The organism is Pseudomonas sp. Z4-20, assembly GCF_051131955.1.
GTDB classification, from domain to species: Bacteria; Pseudomonadota; Gammaproteobacteria; order Pseudomonadales; family Pseudomonadaceae; genus Aquipseudomonas; species Aquipseudomonas marvdashtae.
In genome coordinates, this window is record NZ_CP071641.1 from 3,924,937 (window position 1) to 3,942,989 (window position 18,053).

General features: G+C 58.9%; 12 protein-coding genes and 1 pseudogene. 4 read left to right on the forward strand and 9 right to left on the reverse strand.

What is annotated here, in order from left to right; translation table 11 throughout:
- The first annotated feature begins 71 nt into the window (after positions 1-71).
- Positions 72-4,646: a deaminase domain-containing protein gene (locus J3P82_RS17730; protein ID WP_434557987.1), complete on the forward strand. Its 4,575-nt coding sequence runs from the start codon at positions 72-74 to the stop codon at positions 4,644-4,646.
- Positions 4,647-4,679: 33 nt separating this feature from the next.
- On the opposite strand, the gene J3P82_RS17735 is transcribed toward J3P82_RS17730, so the two are convergent.
- The 5 genes from J3P82_RS17735 to J3P82_RS17755 all read right to left on the reverse strand — a co-directional run bounded on the left by J3P82_RS17735 (position 4,680) and on the right by J3P82_RS17755 (position 9,031).
- Positions 4,680-6,500, reverse strand: coding sequence for an ABC transporter ATP-binding protein (locus J3P82_RS17735; RefSeq protein WP_434557988.1), 1,821 nt, complete (start codon positions 6,498-6,500; stop codon positions 4,680-4,682).
- Positions 6,493-7,095, reverse strand: coding sequence for a DsbA family protein (locus J3P82_RS17740; protein WP_434563881.1), 603 nt, complete (start codon positions 7,093-7,095; stop codon positions 6,493-6,495). The genes J3P82_RS17735 and J3P82_RS17740 overlap by 8 nt, the downstream gene beginning before the upstream one ends.
- 36 nt (positions 7,096-7,131) lie before the next feature.
- Positions 7,132-8,073, reverse strand: a complete 942-nt coding sequence (locus J3P82_RS17745; RefSeq protein WP_434557989.1) for a rhodanese-related sulfurtransferase — start codon at positions 8,071-8,073, stop codon at positions 7,132-7,134.
- A gap of 126 nt (positions 8,074-8,199) precedes the next feature.
- Entirely contained in the window at positions 8,200-8,496 is a 297-nt protein-coding gene (locus J3P82_RS17750; RefSeq protein WP_434557990.1) for a BolA family protein, read from the reverse strand.
- A 13-nt stretch (positions 8,497-8,509) separates the two neighbouring features.
- Complete coding sequence (locus tag J3P82_RS17755; RefSeq protein WP_030141033.1) at positions 8,510-9,031, reverse strand: DUF2059 domain-containing protein; 522 nt, start codon at positions 9,029-9,031, stop codon at positions 8,510-8,512.
- 191 nt (positions 9,032-9,222) lie between these two features.
- On the opposite strand from J3P82_RS17755, the gene J3P82_RS17760 reads away from it, so the two are divergent.
- Complete coding sequence (locus tag J3P82_RS17760; RefSeq protein ID WP_434557991.1) at positions 9,223-10,617, forward strand: class II fumarate hydratase; 1,395 nt, start codon at positions 9,223-9,225, stop codon at positions 10,615-10,617.
- A gap of 58 nt (positions 10,618-10,675) precedes the next feature.
- On the opposite strand, the gene J3P82_RS17765 is transcribed toward J3P82_RS17760, so the two are convergent.
- On the reverse strand, positions 10,676-11,638 hold the full coding sequence (locus J3P82_RS17765) for a DMT family transporter (protein WP_434557992.1): 963 nt from the start codon (positions 11,636-11,638) through the stop codon (positions 10,676-10,678).
- Between the two features lie 188 nt (positions 11,639-11,826).
- On the opposite strand from J3P82_RS17765, the pseudogene J3P82_RS17770 reads away from it, so the two are divergent.
- Positions 11,827-12,018: pseudogene (locus tag J3P82_RS17770) on the forward strand (DUF6316 family protein); the annotation flags it as partial.
- A gap of 149 nt (positions 12,019-12,167) precedes the next feature.
- Here the strand turns inward: J3P82_RS17770 and J3P82_RS17775 are convergent.
- A complete protein-coding gene (locus J3P82_RS17775) occupies positions 12,168-13,352 on the reverse strand; it encodes a thiolase family protein (protein ID WP_434557993.1) in 1,185 nt (394 codons plus the stop codon).
- A gap of 104 nt (positions 13,353-13,456) precedes the next feature.
- Positions 13,457-14,968 carry a polyphosphate:AMP phosphotransferase gene (gene pap, locus J3P82_RS17780; RefSeq protein WP_434557994.1) on the reverse strand — a complete coding sequence of 504 codons (1,512 nt, stop codon included), beginning with the start codon at positions 14,966-14,968 and terminating at the stop codon, positions 13,457-13,459.
- A 150-nt stretch (positions 14,969-15,118) separates the two neighbouring features.
- Here pap and mnmC point away from each other — a divergent pair, with 150 nt between their 5' ends.
- Positions 15,119-17,101 carry a bifunctional tRNA (5-methylaminomethyl-2-thiouridine)(34)-methyltransferase MnmD/FAD-dependent 5-carboxymethylaminomethyl-2-thiouridine(34) oxidoreductase MnmC gene (gene mnmC, locus J3P82_RS17785; protein WP_434557995.1) on the forward strand — a complete coding sequence of 661 codons (1,983 nt, stop codon included), beginning with the start codon at positions 15,119-15,121 and terminating at the stop codon, positions 17,099-17,101.
- Between the two features lie 290 nt (positions 17,102-17,391).
- Here the strand turns inward: mnmC and J3P82_RS17790 are convergent, their stop codons facing one another.
- Positions 17,392-17,808 (reverse strand): hypothetical protein, encoded by a 417-nt coding sequence (locus J3P82_RS17790; RefSeq protein WP_434557996.1) that lies wholly within the window; start codon positions 17,806-17,808, stop codon positions 17,392-17,394.
- Between the last annotated feature and the right edge of the window lie 245 nt (positions 17,809-18,053).

Here is an 18,053-nt window from a genome sequence, read left to right on the forward strand (position 1 = left end):
TCTGATACTCCCCCTGACATTGCGAATTATCGCGCTAGCGGGGCCCGTATTAACCACCGAGAACCATGGATATGTCATCACTGCTCACTCTCGACCCGCCAATGGCCACATCACTGAGCCCAGTCCCGTCCCCTGACGAAAAATATCAAGGTTTGTTGGGCGACTACGATTCTTTGCTCTCGCTGATCCGAAGCACATCCCACGAGAAGCTTGCCAATACATTGATTAAACCAACGCGTTGTTCTCCCATGTACTTGGAGGACGAGACCGGACAGCGCTCGCTACAGGCGTTGGCGCAACATGAAGACTACCGGGCATTGTGCAAAACAGTAGGAGCCTCACCGTACAATTTAACCGTCACGTTGAAAGACGGAAAAGCCGTCTGCGAAACACGTTCGAGTAACAGCGAAGTCACCCTTCCAATACCACTTGGCAAGCATCCCGTATGGGACGGGTGGCTTGCCAATATTGAAAAAGCCGTTCGCAAACTTGGCGGCCAGATTCGTCAGAATGGCGAGGTTACGTTCGCAAGAATGGCCTGGTTTTACGGGATCCCGCTCGCCGATCCGCTGGATGATAAACAACGCGAAGCCGCGATCTTGGCACTGGAAGAAAAGCGCGCCCGTCATTCATTGGGACTGGGCAACGCAATCCGTCTCGACGAACTGGGTCACGGCTCCGCCGTCAAGAACAAGTCCGTAGACGATCTGATTATGGAGACGATGGGTGAACACCTTCCGCAACTTCGTACATCGTTACTGGCGCACCTTAGCCCGATAGACATAGCCAGCCTGACGATCGAGGAGTTACGAGCAAAACCATCGTTTTATCTCGAAAAAATCCTGCTGTCGGAAAAGGCTGAGGCGTTGACGGAGGCGCTGTTGCGAGCCTTGGAATGGTACGGCGGTCATCACGGCGAAGACAGTGCTCCAAGCGTACGAATCAAATTGCTGGTCAAAGCCATTGATCTTTGGTTATTGGCCGGGAAAAACGAGCCAGAGGGTGCTATCGCCGGCTATCAATGGCAGGCGCCCTCCAATTGGGGCAAGAGCTACGAAGCGATATGGCTGGCGTTCGAGTCATATCTACGTACCTCGGAACGCGCTTCATCGGTGAATGAGTCGGTCTTGCTGGCCTGCTTGTATCGCTCATCGTTTCCCCTGGAATTGCAGATCCCCGACATTCCCGCGGAACTGCCCTACCGGAGCTCGACTGTTTGGGTCAACTTTGTCCATGGCGTCCAGCTTGCCAATGCCATTGATCCAACGCTGCTGCTGCGACTGAGCGTCCAGCAACTGATGGACCTGCCCAACGAATACATTGATGAAGGCAACGCCGAAGATCTTAAACTCGCTTCAATCACAAGACTCCAACCCGCTCTGGACTGGGCGGTTACCAACGGCTTCGTTCCTGAACGTACCGATGCAGACTACTCGGTGCAGACCATCGAAAAGGCCATGCAAAAACTCGATGAGGCCATCGCCCATTTAAGTCGTGCTGTCACCGATCTCGACAAAAGGCCGCCCGACAGACTGAAGATCGCGACACTAGAGCTGACAAAGCTATTTGGGCATAGCCGTTTCTTGACGGGATGGAAAATGGAGAGAGAGGCGTCCGCTTTCTCCACCGGGAGTGGTACATGGAAAACCGGTCCGTCATTCCACTCCCAATATTCGCTTGTTGATGTGTATGCATCTGGAGAGTTGAGCAAGGCAAAGTGGTTCATCAACCCGCCACAGACGGCGTGGTTGACCCTATCCGAAGAGGGCATAGTAGATACCAATCTTTTCGGTCGCCAGCTCAAAGGAAAGACACTGCCAAACATAGAAAACCTATTCGACACCCAGCTCAAAAATTATATCAAGCTCATTAGCAGCGCCTACCAGCAATTGATCATTCACCAAATCGCCTCGCTTCCTTTGATTGATCGGCGGGCATTGGAATACGGCACCATCAAGCTCTACAGCCTCAGACAACCAACCGGTGATATGGGCGGCGTCATAGGAGTCGAAGAAGAAACACTACCCCTGCGCGCCCGCTGCGGTTTTATTTTAGAAGCCACTTACGATGGCAAGGTAACTTACTACGAACTTGTGCCGCGAGCGGGCGTCATTCGTCCCCGCCCGGATATCGCGCCGCACCATATCGGCGCAACGACAACGTTCGGACCACAGATGAACCCTGCCGAGCAAATAGCTCCCGGCATTTTTTGGTCGTTCCAAGATAAAAATAAACACTTGCCTTTTGATTGGAACGCTCACATCAACGGAACAGTTCCCGAAAAAAACATGCAATGCCAAGCTATCATGGATCAAATTGGCGGCACGCTGGGTAAATTAATGAATAGCGATCCCCCCGACATTTCACCTGCCACTTTGGAATCATCGTCCATCCAGTCGATCGCCAATCACATTGCCGACCGGCTCCTTTTTATTGACGAAGCGGAGTTGCGCCGCGCCTGTTACGGCCAAACCGAATTTGACCGCCAACAGGCGAATCTTGACAAGCTAATAAGCGTAATAAAGTCATTCATTCCATTCTGGGAAAGCATAGAGAACCTGAGCTCAGGTCAAAGAAAGAAAATAAATGAGGGTTTGTTGGGTTTAACCCTTGACCTCGCAGCCTTCGTATTTCCCTTTGGGAAATTTGCGTCCGGTTCCATGAAGATAATCAGAGTAGGGGGCAAACTTACCTTCACTAAAAAACTGCCTTTACTTGCAAAAAACGTAGGCGTGCTCTTCAACTCCACCTTGAATCCACTTGATGGCATTCCTTCGCTGCTCAAGGCGGGTGGCCTGAGCCTGTTCAGACTCAGCAAAAAAGGTTATCTAAGCCTCAAGACATTAAGCGGCCGAGCAGGTCAATACGACCTTTTGAAAGGCGTGCCTCAAGCGACCGATCCGGGCCGATGGCGTCCTCTGTCGACAAAAGATCGACTGGCCACGGTCTATGAAATTGAAGATGCCCCGGTGCGTAATATCGCCTCCCACGGCAAATCCGACTTTCGCTTGGTCGACCCTTTGTCCACCAAACCCTACGGGCCTGCCCTGACGACTGAACATTCCGGATTGTCGTTGGGCCCTTCCCGATACGACCTGTTGGGCAAAACCGAATCCGATAGCCTCTTCAAGATTCCTGGCAATACCCAGGTTAAAGAAGTGCTGGAAGTCGACGGTAGCCGCACCTTCTATTTGGATGACGTTCCTTATCGATTGGAAGACGGCGCCCTGCGCAGGGTCGACACCTTGGACGCCACCAAAAAATTTAAGAAACTGCCATGCCGTCTTCGCCGTTCCCCTGATGAGACTTGCAAAGTCAGCTACGTCCTGAAAGGCGAGCCTGCCGAGCGCCCCGTAGGTATTTTTAACACGCAAAAGGGTTGGGCGCCTTGGTTCGGCGACGTCGTTGCTCAACCCTCTATACCGACGACTGAGCAGCGCGCACTGGTAAATTTCGAAGGAAAAATCTATGAACTGAAAGAGGGCAATTTAAGCACCTACAAAGGAAGCCCAAGGCACATTGGCCTTGAAAGCAAAGCTCCCGTACCCAGAAACGTCGTGAGCGCGACGATGGAATTCCAGACTGGAATATATGGTGGGATCAAAATCACCGGAACTGCAGAGCACATTGATGATGTACACCACGTTGGAGCAATCATCGTCCCCTCAATAGATAACAACTCCCAGTACATTTTCACCTGCGTGAATACTGATATTTATTACTCAATTAAGATCCCCATTGGCAGCGACATCAAGCAATCGCTTAAATTACGAAAACTGGACAAGGCCGAGCTGAACGAAGGGTACGGAGAGGAGTTGAAACGAATTTATGATGGTTCACTCAATGCAAACAACATGGCACGGGTACACGGTATAGAAAAAGTTGAACAAGCGCTGAAAAACATGGACGAGGTCTCGATCCCTATCGGCGTCACCCCAGCCCCGCCCAAAAACATGAAATGTATAAAAGTCGACACCTCCCCTGCCGAAGCACTTCTATTTGATCATCGCACGAGAATGATGGTCGTCGAACTGCCCAACGGCACCGCCTTATGGAAACCCGCCACGTCCGCCCCAAGGCAGGCGACGAACATGACCACTTCCGTTTTCGGCGCACTCTTCAAAAAAGAATCCCTCCCTATAAACGAGGCCATGACAGCGCTTCAGAATATCCTTCCAAGGTATAAAAAAAATATAGCATTCGCCCACCTTGTCCTTGCTTCAGGAAAAACCGAAGTCTATGTCAGCGTCTCCGGCGTCAACGATTTTACTCGGCATTTACCCTTGTTCAATTCCAATCCCAGACAAGTAGAAGTCAATGGAACCAACTACTTTAACATGGATGAGATTGCGGGCCCTGTTGTGCCCACCTCCCTTTCAATTGGCCCAGATAACAGGGTGCTGTCGATACCGCATTCGAGTCGTTCGGACATACAACATCAAGTAACCTCCGCTGACAGCGAAAGCAAGCTGGTCGGTTTTATCCGTGAAAAGTATCCCAATAACGCAGATATCCGTTCAATGACCATTGCCACGACGCTGCCTCCGTGCGATTCCTGTGCGATCGTCATGAAGGAATTCGGTCATTCGCGTGGAGCAGATTCGTTGAACGTTACATGGGGCAAACGCCCCAACCTTGAGAGCTGAGCCCGCGCTTCAATCGACTCACATCCCAGGCAATCAGTGCCGCTGCAAATGCCCATAAAGCCTGGCATACAAACCACCATCGGCAATCAACTGCTGATGGTCGCCATCCTCGGCGATTTTCCCGCCGTCGAATACCAGCACCCTGTCGGCCTGTTTCACGGCCGACAACCGGTGGGCGATGATCAGGGTCGTGCGACCAATCAAAAAACGCGCCAGGGCCTGGTGGAGGTTGTATTCAGTGGCCGCATCCAGTGCGGAGGTGGCCTCGTCGAGGATCACCACTCTGGGTTCGGCCAGCACCATTCGTGCGATTGCCAGACGCTGACGCTGGCCACCCGACAAACGCACACCGGAACGTCCGACGATGCTGTCCAGGCCACCAGGCAACTCTCGAATCGTGCTGTGCAGCTGAGCAATTTCCAATGCCCGCCAACAGGCCTCGTCGCTGCAATCGCGGCCCATGGACAGATTGGCGCGCACCGTGTCGTTGAACAGCGCAGGATGTTGCAGCACCACCGCGACATTCTCCCGGATGGTTTCCAGGCCGATTTCCTCCTGGGTCGCGCCGCCGAACCGGATGCTGCCGGCCTGCGGCGTGTACAGGCCCAGCAACAGTTGCACCAAGGTACTCTTGCCGCCGCCGCTGGCGCCAACGATCGCGACCTTCTCCCCCGGCGAAATGGACAGGTTCAGTTGATCGAGCACCCTCTCCTCGCCATAGCCGAACCTGAGCCCTTGGATGTCGATGCCGACGGTGTCGCGCCCCTTGAACGGGTTGGCGCCGCCGCGGTACTGCGGCTCGTCGGCCCGGGCCAGCAATTCATTGATGCGGTTCAAGGCGCCTGATGCCGCGTAGTAGGCGTATTGCAGGTTCAGCAGTTGCTCCACCGGACCGATCATGAACCACAGGTAACTGAACACCGCGAGCATCTGGCCGACGGACAGGTCGGAAAACAGCACGGTGAGCATGGCCGCGGCGCGGAAAATATCGATACCAAACTGAAACAGCAAACCGCTGGCACGGTTCGAGGCATCGGTTTTCCACTGCGAATTCACCGCGTAGTCGCGCACTTCCCGGGCACGCATCCCCAGTCGGCCGATGAAGAACCCCTGGCGGTTGCCGGCCCGCACTTCCTGGATAGCGTCCAGGGTTTCGGTCAGGGCCTGGGTAAAGCGCGAGGTGCTGTCATTTTCCAGTTTCTTCAGGTGCTTGACCCGTTTGCCCAGCTGCACCGTGGCGTAGATCACCAAGGGATTGAACAACAGGATCAGCAGCGCCAGCTTCCAATGCATCCACATCAGGATGCCGGCGGTGCCCACCAAGGTCAGCATGGCGACCAGGAACCGACTGAGGGTTTCGCCGACGAACTTGTCGAGGGTGTCCAGGTCGGTGACCAAGTGCGTGGTCACCGTACCGCTGCCGAGGCTTTCATATTCACCGAGGGAAATACGCTTGAGGCGCTCGATCAGCCGGATACGGATGCGATAGACAATGTCCTTGGCCAAGCTGGCGAACAGTCGCGCCTGCAAGACGTTGAAGAGCAACGCACCGCACCGCAGCATCAACGTCACCAGCAGCATCAGCCCGATGTAACCGGCCGCGCTTTGCCAGGCTGTCGGCAGCGCATTGTTCATGATTTTCAATGCCGCATCGCCGTGGCCCAGCAGCACTTCGTCTACCAGCAGCGGTAACAGCAGCGGGATCGGTACGCTGCATAAGGTCGCCAGCACGGCGACGCCGTTGGCGATCCACAGGGCTTTCTTGTGCGTGAGGGCCAGGCGACGAATTTCCGCCCAGCTTAAACGATCGATGCGGCGCGTAGCCGGTGCGCCATCATCGGGCAGGTCAGGCACAGGCCGCGCGCTCCAGCCAGCGCCCGAGCAACGGCGACAATTGCTCCAGGGGTTGGTAGCCGTTGGTCAGTAAGGCCAACTGGCCGTCGCGCTCGGCCAGCAGCGTGGGAAACCCGGCAATGCCCAAATCTTGTACCCAGGTGAAATCGGCGGCCGTGGCTGCATGTTGTTCGGCGCGGTCGAATGCTGCGGCGAACTCAATGCGCGGCAACCCGGCCTGCTCGGCCAGTTCCACCAGGACGCTGGCGTGGGTCACGTCGCGACCTTGCACATAAAACGCCTGCTGGATCAGCTTCAGCAGCTTCCAGGCCAGGTCCGGCGCCAGGCTGCGCGCTGTCACCAGCGCCCGACACGCGGGTTCGGTGTCGTAGACGAAACCGTCCGGCAGCGCGCCTTCAAGCTTGAACGGCTGGCCGGTGGCCTCGGTGACCGCCTGCCAATGTTCAAGAATATAGCGCCGGGTCGTCGGCTCCAGGGCCGAACCGCTGCCGGTGCGCAAGCCGCCCACGACCAAGTGCAACTCCACGCCCGCGGCCTGGGCCTGCTCGGCCAACGCCTCGGCCACTGGCGCGAAGCCCCAGCACCAGGAACACATCGGGTCCATTACATACAGCAGGCGCGACGCCATGGCTCAAGCCTCGGAAGATGATTGCTTGTAGTTGTAGCCGATTGGATGGGGCATGTTGCGTGCCTTGGCCAATTCGATCTGCTTTTGCCGGTCGATGGCGCTACGACGGGTCTTCTCGCTCAGCTTATCCCAGCAATGCGGGCAGCTGATGCCCGGCACATAGTGTTGCGACGCGCGATCTTCCACGCTCACCGGGGTACGGCAGGCATGGCATTGATCGTAGTCGCCTTCGCTGAGGTCATGGCGCACGGTCACGCGGTTGTCGAACACAAAGCAGTCACCGCGCCATTTGGTTTCTTCCTGGGGCACCTCTTCGAGGTACTTCAGGATGCCGCCCTTGAGGTGATAGACCTCGTCGAATCCTTGGCCAAGCATATAGCTCGAAGCCTTCTCGCAACGAATGCCACCGGTGCAGAACATGGCGACTTTCTTGTGCTTGGCGGGGTCGAAGTTGGCTTTGATGTACTCGGGGAATTCGCGGAAGCTGGTGGTCTTCGGATCGACGGCACCTTCAAAGGTGCCGATCGCGACTTCGTAATCGTTGCGCGTGTCGATCAGCAAGACTTCCGGATCGTTGATCAACGCGTTCCAGTCCTGGGGCTCGACATAGGTGCCGACCTGCTTGTTCGGGTCCACGCCTTGCACGCCGAGGGTGACGATTTCTTTCTTGAGCTTGACCTTGGTGCGGTAGAACGGCTGTTCGTCGCAATACGACTCTTTGTGGTCGATGTCGTCCATGCGCGGATCGTTCTTGAGCCAGGCCATCAAGCCGTCGATCCCCTCGCGGGTGCCGGAAACGGTGCCGTTGATGCCTTCTTCGGCAATCAGCAGGGTGCCCTTGATGCCGTTGTCGAGCATCGCCTTGAGCAGGGGCTCGCGCAGCTCGACGTAATCTTCCAGGGTGACGAACTTATACAGTGCCGCCACGACAATCGGTGGTGTCATGGGTATTTCTCCAGGTGGCTACCCTCGCAAAGGGTGAACCGGATATAGAAAGCAGCGGCAAGCTACAAGCTTCAAGCGACAAGCTCAAGCCCTACGCATAGCTTGTCGCTTGAAGCTTGTCGCTGGCTACTGCCGATTGCCGGCACAGGTCGGCGAAGCCGGCGCCGCGTCGATTTGCGCCCATTCCCCGGGCGTGTAGGTGTGCAGCGCCAACGCATGAAACTCGCCCATCAGCTCGCCGAGCGTGCCGTAGACCTTCTGGTGACGCTTGACCCGGTTGAGCCCTTCGAACTGCTGGCTGACCACCACGGCCTTGAAATGGGTTTCTTGGCCACGGCTGTGCATGTGGCTTTCGTCCAGCACTTGCAGGTGCTCGGGCTGCAGCAGCCCGAGGGTCGATTCGATGCGTTGTAGCATGCTCATGCCAGGGCTCCGCTTATGGCTTTTTCTTGGCCGGGGCGGCGGCTTTTGGCTCGAGCTCGGCGGTCATGTCCGCCAGCAGCTTGTTGACCACCGGTACCGCGCTTTCCAGCTTGGCCTGGGTCAGTTGGGCCGATTGCTGGGTCAGCTGGGGCATTTTTTCCAGGACTTTCTTGCCCAGGGGCGACTGGTAGAAGGACACCAGGTCCTTGAGCTCGGACTCGCTGAAATTGCTGGTGTAGAGCTTGACCATGTCCGGCTTGAGCTTGTTCCAGCCGATGGCCTGGTCCAGCGCGGCGTTGGCCTTGGCCTGGTAAGTCTCGAGGGTGGCTTTTTTCGACTCAGGTGCCTTGGTCTGTTCAAAGCGCTGGGCGAACATCTGCTGGACTTGCATGTAGACCGGGGTACCCAGCTTGTCGGCATGCGCCAGGGTCAGGAACGCTTCGGCACTGGCGTTGTGGCTGGCGGTATCGGCAAGAACAGGGCCGCTGGCACACACCAGAGCAACTGCGGTACAGATGGCACGAAGACGGGTCATCGAGTTTCCTTATCTAACAGGCGAGGCAAAACCCCAAGGGCGACCATTCTGCGCCTAAAAAACGCCAGGGCTCAACCCCGTTCCTCGCAGGGTCCGATTGACGGACCGAACCGTCCCTTCCTAGATTGAGGGAACCCATGTCGCCCGTCTGGGCCTAAACTGCGCATTCAGACCAACAGGAGTTTGACCCGATGAGCCGTATCGAAACCGACAGCCTTGGCCAGGTTGAAGTCCCGGATGAAGCCTATTGGGGCGCCCAGACACAGCGCTCCATGATCAATTTTGCCATCGGCGATGAACGCATGCCGCTGTCGGTGCTGCATGCCCTGGCGCTGGTCAAGAAAGCCGCCGCCAGGGTCAACGACCGCAATGGCGACGTGCCCGCCGACATCGCCCGCTTGATCGAACAGGCAGCCGACGAGGTGTTGGCCGGCCAGCATGACGACCAATTCCCGCTGGTGGTCTGGCAGACCGGTAGCGGGACCCAGAGCAACATGAACGTCAACGAGGTGATCGCCGGACGCGCCAACGAGCTGGCGGGCAACCCGCGCGGCGGCAAGAGCCCGGTGCACCCCAACGACCATGTCAACCGCTCGCAGAGCTCCAACGATTGTTTCCCCACGGCCATGCACATCGCCGCTGCCCAGGCCGTGCACCAGCAGTTGTTGCCGGCCATCAGCGAATTGTCGGGCGGCCTCGCGGAACTGGCGGCGCGCCATATGAAGCTGGTCAAGACCGGTCGCACCCACATGATGGATGCCACGCCAATCACCTTTGGCCAGGAGCTGTCGGCCTTCATTGCCCAGCTTGACTACGCCGAACGGGCGATCCGCGCGGCATTGCCGGCGGTCTGCGAGCTGGCACAGGGCGGCACCGCAGTGGGCACCGGGCTCAACTCGCCCCATGGCTTCGGCGAAGCGATTGCCGCTGAATTGGCAGCGTTGTCCGGCTTGCCGTTCGTCACCGCGCCTAACAAGTTCGCCGCGCTGGCCGGCCATGAGCCGCTGACAACACTGTCCGGCGCACTGAAAACCCTGGCCGTGACCTTGATGAAAATCGCCAACGACCTGCGCCTGCTGGGCTCCGGGCCACGGGCCGGGTTTGCCGAGGTGAAACTGCCTGCCAACGAGCCAGGCAGTTCGATCATGCCCGGCAAGGTCAATCCGACCCAGTGCGAAGCCTTGTCGATGCTGGCGTGCCAGGTACTGGGCAACGACGTGACAATCGGTTTTGCCGCCAGCCAGGGGCACTTGCAATTGAACGTGTTCAAGCCGGTGATCATCCACAACCTGCTGCAATCGATCCGCCTGCTGGCCGACGGCTGCAGCAACTTCCAGCAGCACTGCATTGCCGGCCTCGAACCGGATGCCGAGCAGATGGCGGCGCACCTGGAGCGTGGGTTGATGCTAGTGACGGCACTGAACCCGCACATCGGCTACGACAAATCCGCCGAAATCGCCAAGAAAGCCTACGGCGAAGGGCTGACCCTACGCGAAGCTGCGTTGCAGCTGGGGTATCTGACCGATGAGGAATTCGATGCCTGGGTCAGGCCGGAGAACATGCTGGAGGCCGGTAGCCAGGGCTGAGTCCTACTGACCAGTGAGTGCGTTCCCGCGCCCCGCGTGGGAACGATCATCAGGCGCTCTATCGTCCTGCAACCATCCGCTCGCGCCGAGCCCTGAGCCCGGCGATCAGCGATGGACCCAGCGCAACCAGCGCCGAGCCCAACACCACCAATACCGCCCCGCCATACCCCAGCAGATTGATCTGCTCGGCATGCACGTAGTCCGGCCACCACCAGGCAGCCATTGCCACGGCGGCGAACGTCACCAGCGGCGTAATCGCCAGGGTCGCGCTGACTCGCGAGGCTTCCCAATGGGCCAGCGCCTCGGCAAACGCGCCATAAGCGATCAGGGTGTTGAGGCAGCAGGCGAGCAACAGCCAGCCTTGCAAGGGGCTCAGTTGCAACGCCTCCAACGGGTGCACCCAAGGCGTGAGCAACAGCGCGCAAAACAGGTAGATCACCATCATCACCTGCAACGAATTCCAGACCGTCAGCAATTGCTTCTGGCCCAGGGCATAGAACGTCCAGACAGTCGAGGCCAGCAATACCAACAGAACGCCGGCGGTGTACTCGCTCAAGGACGTCAACAGCTCAACAAGGCGCTGGTTGAAAAACAGCGCGAAACCGATCAGCAGCACCAGCAAGCCGATGCCCTGCCCCACGCTGAAACGCTCCTTGAACACAAACAGGCTGGCGACCAACAACATGATCGGGCCCATTTGCACCACCAGTTGCGCGGTGCCTGGGCTCAAGCGGTTCAGGCCCATCAGGTACAACACATAATTGCCTACCAGCCCCAGCACCGCCATGCCCACCAGCCAGCCGCCACGCGGGCCGAGCACCTTGCGGCTGGGCAGGCGTCGGGTAGCCGCCAGGTAGGCGAAAAGCAGGCCGCCGGACACCGACAGCCGAAACCAGGTGACCGTGACCGGATCCATCACTTGCAGCACTTGCTTGAGCTTGATCGGCAGGATTCCCCACAACAAAGCGGTCAGCATGGCGAGGAACAGGCCATAGACCCAGCGACCGGACGAAATGTGCATGCAACCCTCGAAGCCAAGACATGAACGCCCATTCTAGGCTCGGATCGCTCGGCGACACAGGGACAATTAGATCTGCGCCGCTACCGGGATTGTACGGGTCGCAGCCGTCGATCGGCTGGGCAGGCGCAAATCAATGCCAACACATATGCTCAGTTGAGACGACCCAGCAGGCCCTATGGAGACCCGAAATGCCAGGAACGCGCGCGCAGGATACCGACGCCCCAAAGACGATTTTCCGCAGCGACCGGATCTGCCGGATCAATGGCGAGTTTTACTTCAGTACCCGCGAAGGCACACAGGAGGGTCCGTTCAACAGCCGCGAGGAGGCGGAACAGGAAATAGCGTCGTATATCCAGCGGATGATGCAACTGGCCAAGGTCACTGAGAACCCCGTGGCGAGGGAGCCTGCTCCCGCGGGGCCGCAAAGCGGCCCCTCTGCTGTCCATCCGTAACTATCGACCCATTGACGACTGCTTCGCAGCCGAGCGGGAGCAAGCTCCCTCGCCACAAGAGCCGTTGGAAGCAGCGGCTATCGAACCGCCTCGAACAACCCCGTCGCCCCCATCCCGCCGCCCACGCACATGGTCACGACGCCGTAGCGCAGGTTGCGTCGTTGCAGCTCACGCACCAGATGCCCGACTTGTCGCGAGCCGGTCATGCCGAACGGGTGGCCGATGGAGATCGAGCCGCCGTTGACGTTGTATTTCTCGTTGTCGATCTCCAGCCGATTGCGGCTGTACAGGCACTGGGACGCAAACGCCTCGTTGAGCTCCCACAAATCGATGTCGCCGATCTGCAAACCCTTGGCCTGGAGCAATTTGGGCACCGAGAACACCGGGCCGATGCCCATCTCGTCCGGCGCGCAGCCAGCCACGGTAAAGCCGCGGAAAAATGCCTTGGGCTTGAGCCCCAACGCCAGGGCTTTTTCCAGGCTCATCACCAGAGTCATCGAGGCGCCGTCGGATAACTGCGAAGAGTTGCCCGCCGTCACCGAACCGTCTTCGGCGAACACCGGTTTCAGCCCGGCCAGGCTTTCGTAGGTGGTATCGGGGCGGTTGCAATCATCGCGCTCAACCACGCCTTCAACGATCTGCACCGCACCGGTGTTCTTGTCCTCGACCCGGTATCTCACCGTCATCGGCACGATTTCATCGTCAAACAACCCGGCGGCCTGGGCCCGGGCCGTGCGCTGCTGGCTCTGCAAGGCGTAGCGGTCCTGCTCCTCACGGCTGACCTGGTAACGGCGCGCGACGATCTCGGCGGTCTGGCCCATCGGAAAATAGATCCCCGGCACCTGTTCCTTGAGCAACGGGTTAATCAGGTTGTCGGTATTGACGCTTTTCATCGTCAGGCTGATCGATTCCACGCCACCGGCGACAATGATCTCGCTGCAGCCGGAGGCGATCTGGTTGGCCGCAATCGCAATGGCTTGCAGGCCGGAGGAACAGAAGCGGTTCAGCGTCATCCCGGCCGTGCCGATGCCCAACTGCGAGAGCACCGCCACGTTGCGTCCGATGTTGTAGCCTTGGGCGCCTTCGTTGGAGCCAGCGCCGACAATGCAGTCCTCGACGCTGGCCGGGTCGATCCCGTTACGCTCCAACAGCGCGTTGACACAATGCGCCGCCATGTCGTCCGGACGGGTCATGTTGAACTTGCCGCGAAAGGACTTGGCCAAACCCGTTCGTACACTGTCGACGATCACCACTTCACGCATGGCGGCACCTCATTGTTGTTATCGGTTAAGAGTGGATTCGAGGATAGATCCACTGCATAACCGAACGCGACAATCATTCACCCCGCGTATGCGAGCCCATCGTGCTACTTCTTTTTGCGCGCCTGCTTGGCCGATCGCTCGAAGGCCTGTTCCAGTGCTTCATTGATCGTGCGCAACACCTTGACCCGAGCCCAGCGCTTATCGTTGGCCTCCACCAGGGTCCAGGGAGCGATTTCAGTGCTGGTGCGATCGACCATGTCGCAGACCGCCGACCGATAGGCGTCCCATTTGTCGCGGTTGCGCCAGTCGTCCTCGGTGATTTTGAAGCGCTTGAAAGGGATTTCCTCGCGCTCCTGGAAACGCGCCAACTGGGTTTGCTTGTCGATGGCCAACCAGAACTTGACCACCACCACGCCGGCGTCGGCCAGTTGTTCCTCGAAATCGTTGATCTCACCGTAGGCTCGCAGCCAATCGGCGCGGCTGCAGAAGCCCTCGACCCGCTCCACCAGCACCCGGCCATACCAGGAGCGGTCGAACATGGTGAACTTGCCCCGTGCCGGGATATGTCGCCAGAAGCGCCACATGTAGGGGTGGGCTCGCTCCTCCTCGGTGGGCGCGGCAATCGGCACGATGCTGTACTGGCGCGGATCGAGCGCCGCCGCGACCCGACGGATCGCCCCGCCCTTGCCCGCCGCATCGTTGCCTTCGAACACCGCCAGCAGGGCGTGCCGGCGCATGCGTTTGTCGCGCAGCAAACCGGCGAACCGCGCCTGCTCGGTGATCAATTGTTCTTCGTAATCGGGTTTATCCAGGCGCAGCGTCATGTCCAGGCTGTCAATCAACGTGACCTGGCCATCCAGCGCCGGCAGTGGCGCCACGTTGCCTTTTTCCGGCTTGACCTTGGCCCGGTCCAGGGCCTGGCGCAGCCCTTCGAGCAGGATGCGACCGACCGCGAGGCTGCGATAACAGGCATCGGCGCCTGCGATCACGTGCCATGGCGCATAGTCGCGACTGGTGCGGCGCAGCACGCGCTCGCCGTATTTGACGAACTTGTCGTAGGTCTGGGATTGCTGCCAGTCGAGCGGACTGATGCGCCAGCTGTGCAAGGGGTCGTCCTTTAGACTTTTCAGGCGGGCCTTCATCTGTTTCTTGGACAGGTGGAACCAGAACTTGAAGATCAACGCGCCTTCATCGCAGAGCATCTTCTCCAGGCGTTCGGCACCGTTGATCGCCTGGTCGAGTCGCGGGTCCTTGAACTCGCCGTGCACCCGCCCTTGCAGCATCTGGCTGTACCAATTGCCGAAGAAAATTCCCATGCGCCCCTTGGCGGGCAGCATCCGCCAGTAGCGCCACGCCGGCGGCCGCGCCAGTTCCTCATCGGTCTGCTGGTCGAAGGTACGCACTTCGATCAACCGTGGATCCATCCACTCATTGAGCAACTTCACTGTCTCGCCCTTGCCCGCGCCTTCGATGCCGTTGATCAGGATGATGACCGGGAAGCGGCCTTGCTGGTGCAGCTCGAATTGGGCTTCGAGCAGCGCCTCGCGCAGCGCCGGCTCTTCGGCTTCAAAGGTTTCTTTATCAACGACGTGACCGATTTCAGCGGACTCGAACATGGGCAGCTCCTTCCAGGAATGGGGCAAGACTAGCGGATTGGATTCGCCCCTGCGCAGCAGATTCCCTTCAGACCTGCCCACGCTTGCCGTGGATCAAGCATTGCCCCGCCGATCGGCTAGAATGGCGACCTTGTTTTGACCGAGCCCACCATGACGCCCATCCAGCACCACGCCCAACTCGACTGGGATGACCAGGGTCTTCCACGTTCGCGGCTGTTCGACGATGTGTATTTCTCCGACCGGTCGGGCCTGGAAGAAACCCGCTACGTGTTCCTTGCGCAGAACAACCTGGCCGAGCGTTTTGCCGCGCTGGCGGACGATGGGCGCCTGGTGATCGGCGAAACCGGGTTTGGCACCGGGCTGAATTTTCTCTGCGCCTGGCAACTGTTCGAGCAATGCGCACCGGCCGGGGCGCGACTGCATTTTGTCAGCGTCGAGAAATTCCCCCTGGGCCCCGAGGATTTGCGCCGGGCCTTGGCCTTGTGGCCTGAACTAAAGTTTCAGGCTGACCAACTGCTGGGGCAGTACGTTGCGATCCACCAGGGTTTCCAGCGCATGACCCTGGCCGATGGCCGAGTGACGCTGACCTTGTTGATTGGCGATGCCCTGGAACAACTGCCGCAACTGGACGCTCCCATCGACGCCTGGTTCCTCGACGGCTTCGCGCCAGCGAAAAACCCCGAGATGTGGACCGCCGAGCTGTTCGCCGAATTGGCGCGGCTCGCGGCGCCCGGCGCCACCCTCAGCACCTTTACCAGCACCGGCTGGGTGCGGCGGCGGCTCAACGCGGCGGGCTTCAAGATGAAGCGCACGCCGGGCATCGGTCATAAATGGGAGATTCTTCGCGGCGTGTTTCTCGGCTGGCCGGAGCAAGCACCAGCGCCAGCGCTGGCCAAACCCTGGTACGCCCGCCCCGCTCCCCACAGCGGCGAACGCCGGGCCTTGGTGATCGGCGGCGGCCTGGCCGGTTGCGCCAGCGCGGCGAGTCTCGCGGCCCGAGGCTGGCAAGTGACGTTGTTGGAACGCCACGCCGGATTGGCCGAGGAAGCGTCCGGCAATCCCCAGGGCGTGCTGTACCTCAAGCTGTCGGCCCACGGCACGGCGTTGTCGCAGATGATCCTCAGCGGTTTCGGCTACACCCGTCGATTGCTGGAACACTTGCAGCGAGGCATTGACTGGGACAGTTGCGGCGTCCTGCAATTGGCCTTCAACGACAAGGAAGCCGAGCGCCAGGCGCGACTGGCCGACGCGTTCCCAACCAACCTGCTGAAGGTCCTCGATCGCACCGAGGCGCAGGCGCAGGCGGGGATCGGCCTGGCCTGTGGCGGCCTGTTTTATCCCGAGGGCGGCTGGGTCCATCCGCCAGCCTTGTGTCGCTGGCAAGCCTCGGACTCGGCAATTGCATTGCTACCACACCATGAGGTACTGGAACTGCGGCGTGTCGACGACCAGTGGCAGGCCTGGGATGGGCAACGTTGCGTGGCCAGCGCCCCGGTGGTGATCCTCGCCAGTGCCGCCGAAATCAAACGCTTCGCACCGGCCGCCGAACTTCCTCTCAAGCGCATTCGCGGACAAATCAGCCGCCTGCCCCAAACCCCCCGCAGTCAAAGCCTGGCGACAGTGGTCTGCGCCGAAGGCTACGTGGCCCCGCCGCGCATGGGCGAGCACACCCTCGGCGCCAGCTTCGACTTCAAGAATGACGACCTGACCCCCACCGCCGCCGAGCACGCCGGCAATCTGCAGATGCTCGAAGAGATCTCCCTCGACCTGGTGGATCGCCTGGAAGCCAGCGCCCTGGATCCTGGACACCTCGAAGGCCGTGCGGCGTTTCGCTGCACCAGTCCGGACTACCTGCCGATTGTCGGGCCGCTGGCCGATCTGGGGGAGTTCACCGAAACGTATTGCGCCCTGGCCAAGGATGCCCGCCAAGTGCCGGACCATCCATGCCCTTGGCTCGATGGCCTGTACGTCAACAGCGGCCACGGCTCACGGGGCTTGATCAGCGCACCGCTGTCGGGCGAACTGATCGCCGCCTGGCTGGACAACGAACCGCTGCCATTGCCACGAAGCGTGGCCGAAGCCTGCCATCCGAACCGATTTGCGCTACGGGCGTTGATTCGGGGCAAGGCTTGACGCAAACCTGTCCCACCCGTCGGCTTATAACGCATTGATATAAAACTCACAGCAATCCCACCGGTCAGTTTCAGAGTACCCGCCCTTCTGGCGCGTATGGCTTGACCCCTCCCCAACGGAAAAACCGGTAAGGACTTATGTGCGGATTAGCAGGAGTTCTTGATCTGGGCATCTTAAAGGGCTTCAGGGGGCACCCGTCCCCCTGATTGCCCCTGAAAAATGCACGTTTGGTACAAAAAGTGGTACGAGAACTATCAGCTATTAGTTGCCTTTCAGCGAGATCTCGCCGGTTAACAATGCTTCAAAGCAGTCTCAAGATACCGATGGAGCACATTGGTTTTCTGCTCACACATACTGGTCAACGTCTCAACGTCGTGATGCTGAAAATTTCGAAGATGATCCTTGTAAACATCCTCGAACTTTTCCATAGGCAGCTGTTCCTCCATGCCTTCACCATCATCCTCATTGTTTTCGTAAGGTTCATTCTCGAGCATATATTGACCGGTATACATCATCGCCACTAGGTGGAGCGCCTGGGCATGACTGAGCTTACTGAGCGCGTCTCGGAGGGCCTGCTCTTCCGAGCTTGGCTCTCCAAGGATGCTCTCCAATATTTGATCTTGGGTTTGATCTTTAGGGATCGCCGCTAGTCGTGCTTCTGACAAAAAGATGATTTCGCGAACAGTTGCATCGGACAGATGTTTCATCACGGTTCCTAGCGCTCTGAATGGATGGCAATGATACACCTCGCGCTTCTCCTTTTTTCGCTCCGTCTTCGGCTTGAAGATAAACGCTTGTGCTTGGCCTGCGCGAACTGTTTGAAATGCTCTTGGCATTCTGAGATGCGATTTACTGCGCTCCTTCCAGCACAGGCAACCTAGGCTAGACAATGGCGAGCCCGGGCAGCACCTGCTACGCTCAAGCGAAGGTACGGCCCCTTTTTTTTTAATCG

What these genes read in the sequence shown, in the direction of transcription:
- J3P82_RS17730 (WP_434557987.1), top strand. Translation starts at nt 72, where the DNA reads ATGTCATCACTGCTCACTCTCGACCCGCCAATGGCCACATCACTGAGC.
- J3P82_RS17740 (WP_434563881.1), bottom strand. Translation starts at nt 7,095, where the DNA reads ATGTGTTCCTGGTGCTGGGGCTTCGCGCCAGTGGCCGAGGCGTTGGCC.
- J3P82_RS17745 (WP_434557989.1), bottom strand. Translation starts at nt 8,073, where the DNA reads ATGACACCACCGATTGTCGTGGCGGCACTGTATAAGTTCGTCACCCTG.
- J3P82_RS17750 (WP_434557990.1), bottom strand. Translation starts at nt 8,496, where the DNA reads ATGAGCATGCTACAACGCATCGAATCGACCCTCGGGCTGCTGCAGCCC.
- J3P82_RS17755 (WP_030141033.1), bottom strand. Translation starts at nt 9,031, where the DNA reads ATGACCCGTCTTCGTGCCATCTGTACCGCAGTTGCTCTGGTGTGTGCC.
- J3P82_RS17760 (WP_434557991.1), top strand. Translation starts at nt 9,223, where the DNA reads ATGAGCCGTATCGAAACCGACAGCCTTGGCCAGGTTGAAGTCCCGGAT.
- J3P82_RS17765 (WP_434557992.1), bottom strand. Translation starts at nt 11,638, where the DNA reads ATGCACATTTCGTCCGGTCGCTGGGTCTATGGCCTGTTCCTCGCCATG.
- J3P82_RS17775 (WP_434557993.1), bottom strand. Translation starts at nt 13,352, where the DNA reads ATGCGTGAAGTGGTGATCGTCGACAGTGTACGAACGGGTTTGGCCAAG.
- pap (WP_434557994.1), bottom strand. Translation starts at nt 14,968, where the DNA reads ATGTTCGAGTCCGCTGAAATCGGTCACGTCGTTGATAAAGAAACCTTT.
- mnmC (WP_434557995.1), top strand. Translation starts at nt 15,119, where the DNA reads ATGACGCCCATCCAGCACCACGCCCAACTCGACTGGGATGACCAGGGT.
- J3P82_RS17790 (WP_434557996.1), bottom strand. Translation starts at nt 17,808, where the DNA reads ATGAAACATCTGTCCGATGCAACTGTTCGCGAAATCATCTTTTTGTCA.